This is a genomic window from Amycolatopsis sp. NPDC041971, from assembly GCF_055588925.1.
Window position 1 is genome coordinate 172,383 of sequence record NZ_JBVJCE010000007.1, and the last position, 13,789, is coordinate 186,171.

Below are 13,789 nucleotides of genomic sequence, written 5' to 3' on the forward strand. Positions count from 1 at the left end.
GGGGGTTAGGGGCTCTCCCGTCCTCTTGGTGTTTGGTGGGAAGCCGGGGGCTGCGACGCGGTCGCCGGGGTGGGGTCGCGAGGTGTCCGTCGCGTTCCCCCCCCCCCCCCCCCCCCCACCGCGATAGCGGAGCCTTCGGCGGAGGCGGGTTCACGCTGAGGGTCGCCTTCCGAGTACATCGCAGCTCCGCACATTCGCTCAATCCGAGGGGTTGTCGTCACCCCTGGCGTGGCGACCGCGCCGGAATCCGCCTTGCAGGCTGGTCATCCGTTCGCGGACCGCTTCGGGGGAAAGTGAGAGTATCGGCCTCTCCCCTCGCGGCTTCTCCGGCCTGTCGTCCTGCGACCGGGCCTCGGGAACGACGGCGGGCAGCACCGGCCAGGTCTCCTCCGCGCCGTCCTCTTGTTCCAGTTCGGCGGGCGTCGGCCAAGCGGGCTCGGGCTCCGGCGCCTTTTCCTTCGGTCGGACCGGCTTCAGCGTCGGTTCGGTCGGCTCGTCCGGATCCTGCGCGGATTCCTCCCTCGCGGCGCTCTCCTCGGCCGCTTTCACCGGTTCGAACGAGGGCAAGGATGGCGGGCCGGGTTCGGCGGGCGAAGGCCCTTCGCGCGGGCCACCGTGGTCGAACCACTGCGAAAGTACGCTCTGGTACTTGGGCATCCGCTCGGTCGGTGAGTCCAGCTCGAGATGGTCGACGACGTCGTCGTCCGAAGACGGCCACTCCGGCTGGGTCTCGCGTGCGACGACGGGAGCGCGCCGCAGCGGCCCAGGATCCAGCACGGGCGCGAACCGCGACTCTTCGACGCTCTCCTCCGGTTCGGGCAGCGGCGGGATTTCCAGCGGCGGCTCGGGTTCCGGCTCGGGAACGACGACGACGGGCGGAGGCTCCGGCATCGGGGCGGGCTGGGGCGCTTCGACGATGAGCGCGGCGGGCACGACGACCACCGCGGTGATCCCGCCGCCGTCCGCGGACCGCAGACGGACGTCGATCCGGTGCCGGACGGCCAGCGTCGCCACCACGAACAGGCCCATCCGCCGCGAGACCTCGACGTCGACGTCCGGCGGGTTCGCCAGCCGCGCGTTGGTGCGGTCGATCTCCGCCTGCGGCATCCCGGCGCCGTGGTCGGTGATCTCGATCTGCCATTCGCCGCGTTCGGTCTCGTGCCCCTCGACCTGCACCATCGTGCTCCGGTCCGAGTAGCGGGTCGCGTTCTCCAGCAGCTCCGAGACCACGTGCACGAGGTCGTTGACGGCCTCGCCGCGCACCGCGATCCGCGGCGCGGCACCGAGTTCGATCCGCTGGTAGTGCTCGACCTCCGAGAGCGCGGCGCCGATGATCTCGTCGGCGACGACGGCGCCACCGTCCTCACGGACGACGTCGGTCCCGGAGAGCACCAGCAGGTTCTCGCTGTTGCGGCGCATCCGCGTCGCGAGGTGGTCGAGCTCGAAGAGCCCGGCGAGCGTGTCGGGATCCTGTTCGTCGGCCTCCATGCGGTCCAGCACGGACAGCTGCCGTTCGACCAGATCCTGGCTCCGCTGCGACAGGTTCACGAACATCGCGTTGATGTTCTCCCGCAGCATGGCCTGTTCCCCGGCGAGCCGGACGGCCTCGCCGTGCACCGCGTCGAACGCGCGCGCCACCTGGCCGAGTTCCTCGCGGCTGAACACCGGGACCGGCGCGACGGCCAGCCGCCGCCGCAGGTTCTCCGGCTGCGGCTCGGGATCGCTGAGCAGGCCTTCGACGGCCGCCGGGAGCTGGTGTTCGGCGACCTGGAGCGCGCTGCGGCGCAGGATCCGCAGCGGCCGCAACAGCGAACGCGCGATGATCACCGAGAGCACACCGGCGACGAGCAGTACGCCGAGCACGATGCCGCCGTCCCAGATCGCGGACGTTCTCGCCTGTGCCGCGAGGGCGTCGGTGCGCTCCTGCAACCGGACGAGCAGCGCCTGCTGTACCTGGTGGGCCAGATTGACCGTGTAGGTGGCGGAGGTGTCCCACTGGTTCGGATCCAGCCCGCCGAGCCCCTGGTCGTTCTCGGCGCGGATGAGCGCCGACTCCACCATGTCGTTGCCGATGTCGACGATCAGGCCGATCACCGTGTCGTCGTACATCCGCTGCTGTTCGGGTGTCGCGAAGGTGCGGTAGTCGTTGCGGGCGGCGGCGAGTTCGGCCTCCGCGCCGAGCAGCGCGCGGGTCCGGTCCCGGTTGAGACCGCCCTGGGCGAGCGCGGCCGCCATGATCGCGCGCTTGACCGACAGCTGGTCCTTGACCCGCGCGAGCGCGTTGCCCGCGAGGCGGAGCTTCCCCAGATCCGGATCGGACACGTCGGCGGCGGTGGCATCGCTGATGTCGAGCAGGCCGGAGATCAGTTCGCTGTAGGAGCGCAGCACCGCGTCGGCGGGAAAAGCCGAGTGTTCGGCGGAAAACCGGAGCCCGGTCAGCACACGCAGGCGGTCGCTGGTCAGTTGCAGACTCGTCGCCGCCTTGTCGCCGAGCCTGTTCTTGCTTGCGCCGAGGGTGCGGTCGAACGTGCCGATGGCCTCGTCCGCGCGGTTGCGCTGTTCGGTCAGTTCGGAGACGTCGCCCTTGCGATCGCCCGCGACGAACCGGACGGTGAGGTCGCGTTCACGCTGGAGCTGGTGCACGGCCTCGGCGACGGTGCTGTCGACCCGGCCGCGGGTGGCGAATTCGGCGAGTTGCCGGGCATCGCGCAGATCCGAGTCGACCCGGAGCCCGACGAGGGCGACCACCGCGAGCGCGGGAATCAGGAGTACCACGAAGAGCTTGGTACGCAGGTGCCAGTTCCGGAGCCGCCAACGTCCGCCGACACGAGGATGCCGTTCCGCCGCGTCGCCCCGACGGGGACGCTTGTCGCGACGGGCCACCTGGTTTCCTTTTCCCACCACGGGACCCTTTCCCGTGGCTGATATCGGGGACGAGAGCCCGAACCTACTGTAGAGTAACAAGATTCGAGGACGATCGAAAGTCGCGCAATCCGGCGTCTCCCGCAGGCGATCGTATGGGGCACGGACCATACGATCCAGAAGGAGGAGCACATTCTCTCGGTAGGTGAGCGGTGACGAAGATGCGCGTCTTGGCGATTCCGCTGGTAGCGGCCTTGCTGGCGATCGCCGGTTGCGGAGTGTTTTCCGGTGGTGACGCAAGTACCGACGCGCCACTCGAACGGGCGGAACTGCGCGTCGGTGTCGGAAGCCCCATCGACACGGCACCCCTGCGGGTCGCCGTCGCCGAAGGGAAGTTCACCGCCGCTGGCCTTTCCGTCACCCTCGTCGATGTTCCCGGCGACCAGGCGATCGACAAGCTCGCCGCGGGCGAAGTCGACATAGCGTTCGCCAGCGACGTCTCGATCTTCCGCGCCGCCGCGGCCGGGACGCCACTGCAACTCCAGGGCGAGGCCTACACCGCCGGCCGCAACACCATGGCGCTCGTCACACTTCCCGGCTCCGAGTACACCGAGCCGACCCTCAAGAAGTCACCGAAGATCGCGGTGAACATGCTCGACGACATCGGCGTGCTCGCCGCCCGCTCGGTCCTCGGGACCGCGGGCATCGACGTGACCAGGATCCAGTTCAAACAGCACCCGTTCGACCGGATGCCGCAGGCGTTGCAGGCAGGTGAAGTCGACGCCGCGTGGATGGTCGAGCCGTACATCACCAGGGCCGAGAAGGAACTCGGGGCGAGCATCCTCGCCGACGGCGCGCGCGGCGCGACCCTGGACTTCCCGATGTCGGCCTACGTCTCGACCGGAGCCTTCGGCCAGGGCAACGCCCGCACGCTCGCGGCGTTCCGGAAGGTGCTCGGCGAGGCGCAGGTGCGGGCGGCCGACCCGGCCGTCGTCCGCGACGCGCTGCCGACGTTTTCCGACATCGACCGGACCACGGCTTCGCTGATCTCGCTCGGGACCTACCCGGTCTCCCTCAACGGCATCCGGCTGCAACGCGTCGCCGACCTGATGCACAACTCGGGCATGATCGGCGCCCGGCTCGACGTGCAGGCGCTCGTACCGAGGCCTTAAATGTTCTCGCCGGTCGGCCGCAGGCATACGGTGCGCTCGGGCGGCCCGGTGTAGTGCAGCGCCGTGTCGTCCGAGGAACAGGCGCTCTCCGACGATCCCCGCGTCACGACGGCCCGCGCCTCCGCGCTGATGTCCGTGCAGCGGACTTTCGCGATGCGCGTCTCGTGCACGACGTCGCGCAGGCAGTCTCCGGTCTCGACGTTCAGCGCCAGGCAGAGCGTCTTTTCGGCCCTCTTGCTCGACGAACCCCCGTACAGCTCGAACTGGATGTAGTCGGAATCACGGCAGTCGGACGAACCCGTGCGCACCTCATCGACGCGGAAGGTCGCGCGGCTCGACGTGCAGCTGGCGGTCGTGTAGCTCTGGTCGCCACCCGCCTCGTCGGTCAGGTAGAGGCACTTGCCCGCCTCGACCGTGGCGAACCCGCTCGACCGCGAAATCCCCCAGGCGGCCAGGCTCCCCAGGCCCAGCGCGGCGACGACGCCCAGCACGATCGAAACCCTGGCCGGCACACTCAGCGGTCGCGGCTTCGGGAACGGTGCCGTCGGACCCACCTCCGGCATCGGCGGCAGCGGCGCGGGCGCGTTGAACGGGTCGTACTCGGGCGTCCCGCCGGTCGGTGTCGTCGTCAAGGTCCCTCCTCCTCACCTGCCGCACATCCTTCCACCAGCGGTGCCGCGACGGGGGCAGATGTGGCCGGAACGTATAAAGGACGATGTGACCGATGGCCCGCTGATCGTCCAATCCGACAAGACCGTGCTCCTCGAGGTCGACAACAGCCAGGCCGACGACGCGCGGATCGCCATCGCGCCGTTCGCCGAACTGGAACGCGCGCCCGAGCACGTCCACACCTACCGGATCACGCCGCTGGCGTTGTGGAACGCCCGCGCGGCCGGCCACGACGCCGAACAGGTCGTCGACGCGCTGACGACCTACTCGCGGTTCCCCGTGCCCCAGCCGCTGCTCATCGACATCGTCGACACGATGGGCCGGTTCGGCCGGTTGCAGATCGCCAACCACCCGGCGCACGGCCTGGTCATGTCGACCATCGACCGCGCGGTGCTGGAGGAGATCCTCCGGCACAAGAAGATCAGCCCGATGCTGGGCGCGCGCATCGACGAGGACACCGTGATCGTGCACCCGTCCGAACGCGGACGGCTCAAGCAGGCGCTGCTGAAGGTCGGCTGGCCCGCGGAGGACCTCGCGGGTTACGTCGACGGCGAGGCGCACCCGATCGAACTGGCCGAGGTCGACTGGGAGCTGCGCGACTACCAGCGCAAGGCCGCCGAGGCGTTCTGGGCGGGCGGATCCGGCGTCGTCGTGCTGCCGTGCGGCGCGGGCAAGACCCTGGTCGGCGCCGCGGCCATGGCGCACGCGAAGGCGACCACGCTGATCCTGGTGACGAACACCGTCGCCGGCCGGCAGTGGAAGCGGGAACTGATCGCGCGCACCTCGCTCACCGAGGAGGAGATCGGCGAATACTCCGGGGAGAAGAAGGAGATCCGGCCGGTCACCATCGCGACGTACCAGGTGGTCACGCGCAAGACCAAGGGCGAGTACCGGCACCTGGACCTGTTCGACTCGCGGGACTGGGGCCTGGTGGTCTACGACGAGGTCCACCTGCTGCCCGCGCCGGTGTTCCGGATGACCGCGGACCTCCAGTCGCGGCGGCGGCTGGGGCTGACGGCGACCCTGGTGCGCGAAGACGGGCGCGAAGGCGACGTGTTCTCCCTGATCGGCCCGAAGCGATACGACGTCCCATGGCGCGACATCGAGGCGCAAGGATGGATCGCGCCGGCGGAATGCACCGAGGTCCGGGTGACCCTGACGGACGCCGAGAGGCTCGCGTACGCGACGGCCGAGGCCGAGGAGCGGTACAAACTGGCGGCGACCGCGGACACCAAGACCAAGGTGATCAAAACGCTGGTCGACCGGCATCCGGGCGAGCCCACGCTGGTCATCGGGGCCTACCTCGACCAGCTGGAGATGATCGGCGACGAACTCGACGCGCCGGTGATCCAGGGCGCGACCCGGAACAAGGAACGCGAGGAACTGTTCGACGCGTTCCGGCGCGGTGAGATCAGGACGCTGGTCGTTTCGAAGGTCGCGAACTTCTCGATCGACCTGCCGGAGGCCTCGGTCGCGATCCAGATCTCCGGGACGTTCGGCTCGCGGCAGGAGGAGGCCCAGCGGCTGGGACGGCTGCTGCGGCCCAAGGGCGACGGACGGCAGGCGCATTTCTACTCGGTCGTCTCGCGGGACACCGTCGACACGGAGTACGCGGCCCACCGTCAGCGGTTCCTGGCCGAGCAGGGGTACGCGTACCGGATCATGGACGCGGACGACCTGCTGCGCCCCATGTAGGAACCGGCCCCTCCAGCCGCCTGGCCTGCGAAAAGAGAGCAAGGGAGCTTTGCTGTCGCGTCTGGGCCCTGCCCTGCGGCCTCGAAGTCCGTGAAGGCCTCCTTGAGGGACTCTGGGTCCCTCAAGGAGGCCTTCACGGACAGTCGGCACCAAGAGCGCGAGAAGTCCACTGTGGACAGCTCCTGTGGCCGTTGTGACACCAGGGGCACACGAGGCGACAGTCGCGAGATCCCGCAAACGGGGTATCGAAAACTGTCGGTGCTTCGAACTAGTGTTCGGGTAGAGTTGACCGAACACCAGTTCGAGGGGAAGCCGATGACGATCGCACCGTTCCGCCCGCGTACGCCGCCCGTCCAGACCCTGCCGCCCGGCCGGTGGCACGGCCGGATCTGGGTTTCGGATCTGCCTTTGGCCAGGCCGGAGCGCTACACCGGCTGCGTCGCCGAGTTCGACCGCTCCGGGCTGTGGCCGGTGCTGATCCCGCACGACCAGCGGTTCGCGGCCAACGGCGAGGACTGGATCGACGACCGCGGCAGGCTCGCCCCCGCCGACCACCGGATCGCCTCGGTGGATCCGGCGGAGGTGCTGGCCCGCTGGTGGGACACGTCATGCTGCGACGGCGCCTGCCTGCGCCCGTTCGGCGCGAAGTTCCCCGGTCTGGCCCGCCGCCCGTCGCGCCGGGCGGATCCGCTGGCCGAGGCGGGCAACACCGGCTCGATCCTCGCCGCGCGCGGGCAGCATCGGCTGGCGCTGGTGCAGACCGAGCGGCCCGCCGACATCCCGGCGATCCTCGGCTGGACGGGCATGATCAAGGTGACCGATCAGGTCCACGAGCTGTCCGCGGTCCTGCGCAGCTGGGAAGACCGCTTCGGCGCGACGCTCACGGTGCTGGGCTTCGATTCGATGGAGCTGTCGGTGGCCGCGCCGCCACGCACCCAGGGCCGCGCGCTCACGGTCGCCGCCGAGCACCGTTCGTTCTGCCTGCCCGCGTTCGCCGGTCAGCCGGGCAATCTGCGCGAGTTCGCCGCCGGCCTGGTCCAGACCCGGAGGTGGCAGTTCTCGTGGGCATGAGGGCGCGTTTGCGCCGGCGGGAGAGGGGGAATCAGGGCAACGCGGGAAGGTGGTGATCGACGTCGCGGAGCTGAGGATCGGCACTTCGGGCTGGCGCTATCCACCGTGGCGCGGGGACTTCTACCCCCGCGGCCTGGTGCAGCGGCGTGAGCTGGAATACCTGTCGTCCCGGATGAATTCGGCGGAGATCAACGGCTCGTTCTACTCGCTGCAGCGTCCCGAGCGGTACCGGGCGTGGGTCGAGCAGACACCGGACGACTTCGTCTTCGCCGTCAAGGGCGGCCGCTTCATCACGCATATGAAGCAGCTACGGGACGTCGAGGCGCCGCTGGCGAACTTCTTCGCCTCCGGGGTGCTGGCGCTCGGCCGGAAACTGGGGCCGCTCCTCTGGCAGCTGCCACCGCGGCTGGCGTTCGACGCCGAGCGGGTGGAGGGGTTCTTCGAGCTGTTGCCGCGCACCAGTCACGCCGCCGCCGAGCTCGCGCACAAACACGACGACAAGCTGAAGGCCGAACCGCACACCGATCCGAAGCCTCGCCGGAAGCTCCGGCACGCCGTCGAAGTACGGCATCCGAGCTTCGCCGGGCCCGAAAGCCTCGCACTGTTCCGGAAACACGGCATCGCGCTCGTGGTCGCCGACACCGCGGGCAAATTCCCGTTCATCGACGAGATGACGAGCGACGAATTCGCGTATGTCCGCCTGCACGGTGACGAGGAGCTGTACGTCAGCGGGTACGGCGACAAGGCCTTGAAGAAGTGGGCCCGGAAGATCAAGGGCTGGGGCCGTGACACGTACGTCTACTTCGACAACGACGTCAAGGTCGAGGCGCCGAAGAACGCGATCGCCCTCGCGGAACTCCTGGCTTGACCGCGCACACTGCACAGTCAGCGCGCAGTGAGCGGTGTCCTGTTAAGTAACGCCTGAGGTCACGGGCGTACTCGCGTGCTGCGCCTGGGGGTCGGCACGCCGGTCGCCCGTGCCTCACTCCGCCTTGACCGCGTCGCCCACGAGCGAGGCCAGTTTCGTGCGGACGTCCTCGGCGTCCGGATGCGAAAGCTCGGTCAGCACCCGGACCGAACGCAGCCAGCATTCACGCGCCGCCGAGGGATCACCGCGCCGCAGCTGGATTCCGCCGAGCTGGGCCAGCACGTCGGCCGCCTCGTAGAGCTCACCGTGGGCGAAGAACATCTCGACGGCCCGCCGCATGCAGGCGATGCCCTCGTCACCGCGGCCGAGTCCGACGAGCGCGATGCCCTTGGTGTGCAGGGTGAAGCGGGCTTCGTCGGGCAGCGCGTGCGCTTCCAGTGCCAAGGCCTGATCGGCGAAGTCGAGTGCCTGCTCGAATCGGCCCGCCTGGGCGCAGATGTCGCCGAGCGCCTGCAGCGCGCTGGCCTCCATGCCGGCGCCGACGTTGCTCTCCCGGATGAGCCGCAACGCACGCTCCCCGTATTCCCATGCCGTGTCGGGGTCCTGACTGGCCAGCGTGAGGTTGTAGAGCGCCCGCGCCTCGCCCTGCCGGTCGCCGACCTGTCGCTGCAGTTCGACGACCTGCTTCAGGTAGGCGATGCTCTCCTCGTATTGGCGGGCGACCCCACACGCCACTCCGAGTCCACTGAGGATGGCGGCCTCACCGGAGCGGTCCCCCAAGTCGCGGGCGGCGCGGAGCGCGACGCCGAACACCGAACGCCAGTCCTCCAGCCGGGACCGCACGATGAAGTACGACTGCAACAGCCACGCCAGCTGCCAGCATTCCCGGTGCCGCCGCTCCCGGTACGCGACGTTCACCGCGGCGATGAGGTTGCCGGCCTCCTCGTCGAACCAGTCGAGAGCCTGTTCGTAGTGCCCGAACTTCAGCCCGGCGCCATCGAACCGCTCCGGCTCGACGAGCCGGTAGTGCCGGTCCGAACGCAAGAGCCGCGACGCGTTCAGCGCCGAAGCGAGCGACGCGTGGAGCAGCCTGTCCAGCACGCTCTTCCGCACCTCGGGTCCGTCGAGTTCCGCCGAGAGTTCGGCCGCGTACGCGCGGATGAGGTCGTGGAACTGGTACCGGCCGGGCTTGGACCGCGCGATCAGGTGCGCGGAGGCCAGTTTCGCCAGATCCTCGTGCGCTTCCGCGATGTCGACCCCGGCCACCGCCGCGGCCGCGGGCACGCTGAAGTCGCCGCCGGTGGGCAGGCCGAGCAGCCGCAGCATCCGTGCGGCGCGTGCGTCGAGCGCCCGGTACGAGTACGAGAAGACGGCCCGGATGTTCGTCCGGTCGCCGTCGGCGAGGTCGAACGAGCCCAGCCTGTCCTGTTCGGCTTCCAACAGCCGGACGAACGCCCGCAGCGCGAGGTCCGGGAACTGCGCCGCCCGCACGGCGAGGATCCGGATGGCCAGCGGCAGCCCGCCGCAGTACCGGACGAACCGTTCGGTGGCTTCGGGATCCTCGGTGACCCTGTCCAGCCCGATCGTCGAAGCGACGAGGGCGATCGCGTCCTCGTCCGGCAGCTCCCCCAGCGCGACGCGCCGAGCGCCGTGGGTCGCCACGAGCGCCTGCAACTGCCATCGGCTGGTCACCAGCACCAGGCAGCCGGGGCCGGGCAGCAGCGGCCGGATCTGTTCGGTGCTCGCGGCGTTGTCGAGCAGGATCAGCATCCGGCGGCCCGCGCTGTGGGTGCGCCAGGTGGCCGCGCGGCCGTCGACGCCGGCGGGGATCCGGTCGGCGGGGACACCGACGGAGACGAGCATGGTTTCGAGCGCGGCGGCGGCTTCGACCGGCTCGCCCGGCCCGTATCCGCGCAGGTTGAGGTACACCTGCCCGCCGGGGAAGCGGTCCCCGACCTCGTGCGCGAAATGGACGGCGAGTGTCGTCTTGCCGATACCGCCCATACCCTCGATCGACGCGATCGACGTCGACCGCTCGGTGTCCAGCGCCTCCGGGACGAGTTCGCGCAGCGCCTTGAGGTCTCGCTGCCGACCGGAGAACACCCGCAGATCCGACGGGAGCTGACGCGGGATCAGCGGTTCGGAGCCGAGCCGGTACCGCGTCAGCTCGGAGTCCAATGTGGTCTCACCGGACTCTTCGCCGGTCAGGATCGCCTGATGCGCCCGCCGCAGCGACGCGCCGGGATCCAGGCCGAGTTCTTCGGCCAGCACCGCGCCGATCCGGCGGTAGACGTTCAGCGCCTCGGCCTGCCTGCCTGAGCGGTAGAGCGCGATCATCAGCTGCTCGTGCAGCCGCTCCCGCAGCGGGTTCTCACGGCACAACCTGGTCAGCTCGGGAACGACGGTGGCGTGATCGCCGAGGGCGATGAGCGCGTCGGCCCACTGCTCGCGGACGCGTAGCCGCTCTTCGCCCAGCTGGTCGGCTTCGTCCCGAAGCAGCGCTTCGGAATGGACGTTCTGCAGCGCCGGACCGCGCCATTCGGCCAGCGCGGTGGCGAACCGGTCCGCGGCGCGGCGCGGATCGCCGTCTCTCGCGGCCCGCGCTCCCTCCGCGGCGAGCGCGCGGAAGCGGGCGAGGTCGAGCAGGCTTTCGTCGAGTTCGAGCAGGTAGCCGCCGCGTTCGGTGCGGATGGTGACCTCGTCGCCGAGCGCGCGGCGGACCCGCAGGATGTAGGTCTGCAGGGCTCCCTTGGACCGCCTCCGGTCGTCCGGCCACAGCCAGCGGCCCAGCTCCTCGACCGGCACCACCGTGTTCGCGCGCAGCAACAGGCCTGCCAGCACGATGAGCGGCCTGCTGCCGCCCAACGGGACCGGCAGCCCGTCGGCCGTGACCTCGGTGGGCCCCAGCACGCGAAAGTCGAGTGCCACGTCGCTCATTCTGTCCGGTATCGCCTGAATCGGCACCTGATTCCAGCAGTGGCATGATCGATGTCGATGGACGTCTACGCGATCCCCCTGCGCACGCGGTTCCGCGGCATCACCGTCCGTGAAGGGCTGCTGATCCACGGCGACGCGGGCTGGGGGGAGTTCTGCCCGTTCTCCGACTACTCCGACACCGAAAGCGCCCCGTGGCTCGCCTCCGCGCTGGAGGCGAGCGAACGCGGATGGCCGTCGCCGGTGCGAGAGAGCGTCGAGGTGAACGCGACCGTCCCGGTGGTATCGGCGGAGAAGGCGTACGAACTCGTGTCCGCGTCGGGCTGCCGTACGGCGAAGGTGAAGGTCGCCGATCCGCGGGTGAGTCTCGCCGAGGACTGCGCCCGGGTGGAGGCGGTGCGGGCCGCGCTGGGGCCGCGGGGCGCGGTTCGCGTCGACGCGAACATGGCCTGGGACGTGGACACCGCGGTCAGGGCCATCGGGGAACTGGACCGCGCGGCGGGCGGGCTCGAGTACGCCGAGCAACCGTGCCCGTCGATCGGGGAACTGGCGGACGTCCGTCGCCGGGTCGGCGTGCGGATCGCCGCGGACGAATCGATCCGCCGGGCCGAAGACCCGCTCAAGGTGGCCGTGGCGGGGGCGGCCGACATCGCCGTGCTGAAGGTCGCGCCGCTGGGCGGGGTCCGGCGCGCGCTGGAGGTCGCCGAAGCCTGCGGCCTGCCGTGCGTGGTGTCCTCCGCCGTCGAGACGAGCGTCGGGCTCGCCGCCGGACTGGCGCTCGCGGGCGCACTGCCCACTTTGGACTTCGCCTGCGGGCTGGGCACGATGTCCTTGCTGACCGGGGACGTCTGCGGCGCTTCACTGTCCCCTGTGGACGGACGCCTGCCGGTGCCGCGCCGGGCTCCCGGCCCGGACCTGTTCGCCGCGCACGCCGCCCCACCCGACGTCCGCACGGCCTGGGAAGCCCGCTTCACCCGCGTCCGCGCCCACCTCAGGACGCCATGAACGGTCCGTTCCTTGCAAATTTCGCAAGGAACGGACCATTCATGGCACGCGGGAAGGGGTCAGCCGCAGTGCTCCAGCGGAGACTCGTAGCTGACGGACCCGGCCGAGCCACCCCACTTGACGCACTTCGCGCCGGCGGCCGCACTCACCGGACCCGCGTAGTACTCGAAGCTGCCGGAATCGCTCTTGCGCGCCGAACCCTCCACTTCGAGGAAGGCCGAAACCGCACTGCCCGTGCCGACCGAGGTGGACTTGATGGTGGTGACGCAGTTGTTCTTGTTCGTGCCGTTGTACAGCAGGTACGTGGTCGCCGCGCTGCCGAGCGCCTGCGAGTCGATCACCTTGTAGCCGTCTCCGCACACCTCGACGGCGTCGTACGGGTTGGGGTTCCCGTTGCCGCTGCAGGTGTTCTTGGAGGTGACGTTGGCGTTGGGGTAGCCGAACTTCACACCGTTGAAGTACGCCGGCTTGATGTTGCTCGGCCACGAGGAGTCGTTGGTGCGGACTTCGTAGTGCAGGTGGGGGCTGATGTTGTTGCCCGGCTTGGAGGTGTTGCCGACCTCGCCGATCTTCTGCCCCTGCGCGACCTGCGCGTTCAGCGCGACCGAAAGGACCTTCAGATGCGCGTAGTAGGTCGACCATCCGCCACCGTGGTCGATCTTCACCAGGTTGCCGAACCCGTTCGCCGAACCCTGGTGCGCCGAGGTGACGACCTTGCCGGCCGCCGCGGCGACCACGGTGTCGCCGAGGTCCGCCCCCGCCGTGCTGCCGCGGTTGAAGTCGATTTCGTAGGCCCGGTGCGCGCTGCTGTTGTCGTTGTCGCCGTTCCACACCTGGTTGCAGGGGAACGGGAGCTGAAAGTTGGGGCGCGGTCCGACAGCGGCCTCGGCCGACGTCGCGGTGATCGCCAGCCCGGCCATGCCCAGCAAGGCGGTGGCTGCCGCCGTGACCACTCGTCTGAATCTCATGGGATGTCCTTTCTCGGCGTTTCGCGAGAAGGGTCCCGAAAGGGCGTACAAGCGAGATACAAACGACCACGAGCCCTCCTGGCCGAGGGGACCAGGAGGACTCGCGCCGCCTCCGCACCGGATCCGTCCGCGTCTTCCCCGTTCCGGTGCGGGTGCCTCAGCCGACCCGCTCGATGGCGGCCCGGCGGATCAGGACTTTCCCACCGGGAACTCGCCGCTGGACGCGGCGGGTGCGCCACCGTCCGCCCGCACCTCTTCGGTACAACCCGCGGCCTCGCGGCGCTGCCGGATGAGGTCGACGACGGCCTGCCGGTTCGCGAACCGCGCCGCGGAAACGGTGTCCGGATCCGCCTGCTGGGCCGCGATGAAATCGAGGTTGTTCCGGAGCGCGCTGTCCAACCCCTGACAGCTTTCCGCGGCTCGCCCGTTCGGAGTGCCGACCACGAACATCACCGCGACGATGACGGCCACCCCGAGCACGGACGCGATGCCGATCGTCGCACGCTTGCGGTGTTTCCCGGCGCTGTTCCTCATCGGCGTCTTCC

Annotated in this window: 10 protein-coding genes; 5 read left to right on the plus strand and 5 right to left on the minus strand. The window is 69.8% G+C overall.

Going from position 1 to position 13,789, the window contains the following annotated elements; translation table 11 throughout:
* Nucleotides 1–198: 198 nt before the first annotated feature.
* Nucleotides 199–2,883, minus strand: a complete 2,685-nt coding sequence (locus tag ACZ6DT_RS16735; RefSeq protein ID WP_465595237.1) for a nitrate- and nitrite sensing domain-containing protein — start codon at nucleotides 2,881–2,883, stop codon at nucleotides 199–201.
* Nucleotides 2,884–3,074: 191 nt separating this feature from the next.
* Here ACZ6DT_RS16735 and ACZ6DT_RS16740 point away from each other — a divergent pair, with 191 nt between their 5' ends.
* Nucleotides 3,075–4,034 carry an ABC transporter substrate-binding protein gene (locus ACZ6DT_RS16740; RefSeq protein ID WP_465595240.1) on the plus strand — a complete coding sequence of 320 codons (960 nt, stop codon included), beginning with the start codon at nucleotides 3,075–3,077 and terminating at the stop codon, nucleotides 4,032–4,034.
* On the opposite strand, the gene ACZ6DT_RS16745 is transcribed toward ACZ6DT_RS16740, so the two are convergent.
* Nucleotides 4,031–4,666, minus strand: a complete 636-nt coding sequence (locus ACZ6DT_RS16745) for an LppU/SCO3897 family protein (RefSeq protein ID WP_465595243.1) — start codon at nucleotides 4,664–4,666, stop codon at nucleotides 4,031–4,033. The two genes, ACZ6DT_RS16740 and ACZ6DT_RS16745, sit on opposite strands and share 4 nt — an antisense overlap.
* An 85-nt stretch (nucleotides 4,667–4,751) precedes the next feature.
* On the opposite strand from ACZ6DT_RS16745, the gene ACZ6DT_RS16750 reads away from it, so the two are divergent.
* From ACZ6DT_RS16750 to ACZ6DT_RS16760, 3 genes are all read left to right on the plus strand, one after another.
* Complete coding sequence (locus tag ACZ6DT_RS16750) at nucleotides 4,752–6,398, plus strand: DNA repair helicase XPB (RefSeq protein WP_465595246.1); 1,647 nt, start codon at nucleotides 4,752–4,754, stop codon at nucleotides 6,396–6,398.
* Nucleotides 6,399–6,713: 315 nt separating this feature from the next.
* Complete coding sequence (locus ACZ6DT_RS16755; RefSeq protein WP_465595249.1) at nucleotides 6,714–7,469, plus strand: DUF4253 domain-containing protein; 756 nt, start codon at nucleotides 6,714–6,716, stop codon at nucleotides 7,467–7,469.
* 52 nt (nucleotides 7,470–7,521) lie between these two features.
* Nucleotides 7,522–8,337, plus strand: coding sequence for a DUF72 domain-containing protein (locus ACZ6DT_RS16760; RefSeq protein ID WP_465595252.1), 816 nt, complete (start codon nucleotides 7,522–7,524; stop codon nucleotides 8,335–8,337).
* A gap of 114 nt (nucleotides 8,338–8,451) precedes the next feature.
* Here the strand turns inward: ACZ6DT_RS16760 and ACZ6DT_RS16765 are convergent, their stop codons facing one another.
* Nucleotides 8,452–11,265, minus strand: a complete 2,814-nt coding sequence (locus ACZ6DT_RS16765) for an AfsR/SARP family transcriptional regulator (RefSeq protein WP_465595255.1) — start codon at nucleotides 11,263–11,265, stop codon at nucleotides 8,452–8,454.
* Between the two features lie 66 nt (nucleotides 11,266–11,331).
* On the opposite strand from ACZ6DT_RS16765, the gene ACZ6DT_RS16770 reads away from it, so the two are divergent.
* Nucleotides 11,332–12,276, plus strand: a complete 945-nt coding sequence (locus ACZ6DT_RS16770; protein WP_465595258.1) for an o-succinylbenzoate synthase — start codon at nucleotides 11,332–11,334, stop codon at nucleotides 12,274–12,276.
* Between the two features lie 59 nt (nucleotides 12,277–12,335).
* On the opposite strand, the gene ACZ6DT_RS16775 is transcribed toward ACZ6DT_RS16770, so the two are convergent.
* On the minus strand, nucleotides 12,336–13,244 hold the full coding sequence (locus ACZ6DT_RS16775) for a M23 family metallopeptidase (RefSeq protein ID WP_465595261.1): 909 nt from the start codon (nucleotides 13,242–13,244) through the stop codon (nucleotides 12,336–12,338).
* Between the two features lie 189 nt (nucleotides 13,245–13,433).
* Nucleotides 13,434–13,778 (minus strand): hypothetical protein, encoded by a 345-nt coding sequence (locus ACZ6DT_RS16780; RefSeq protein WP_465595264.1) that lies wholly within the window; start codon nucleotides 13,776–13,778, stop codon nucleotides 13,434–13,436.
* Nucleotides 13,779–13,789: the final 11 nt, after the last annotated feature.

Bases quoted from the DNA above. Each gene is read 5' to 3' on its own strand.
- ACZ6DT_RS16775 (WP_465595261.1), bottom strand. From the start codon at position 13,244: ATGAGATTCAGACGAGTGGTCACGGCGGCAGCCACCGCCTTGCTGGGC.
- ACZ6DT_RS16755 (WP_465595249.1), top strand. From the start codon at position 6,714: ATGACGATCGCACCGTTCCGCCCGCGTACGCCGCCCGTCCAGACCCTG.
- ACZ6DT_RS16770 (WP_465595258.1), top strand. From the start codon at position 11,332: ATGGACGTCTACGCGATCCCCCTGCGCACGCGGTTCCGCGGCATCACC.
- ACZ6DT_RS16780 (WP_465595264.1), bottom strand. From the start codon at position 13,778: ATGAGGAACAGCGCCGGGAAACACCGCAAGCGTGCGACGATCGGCATC.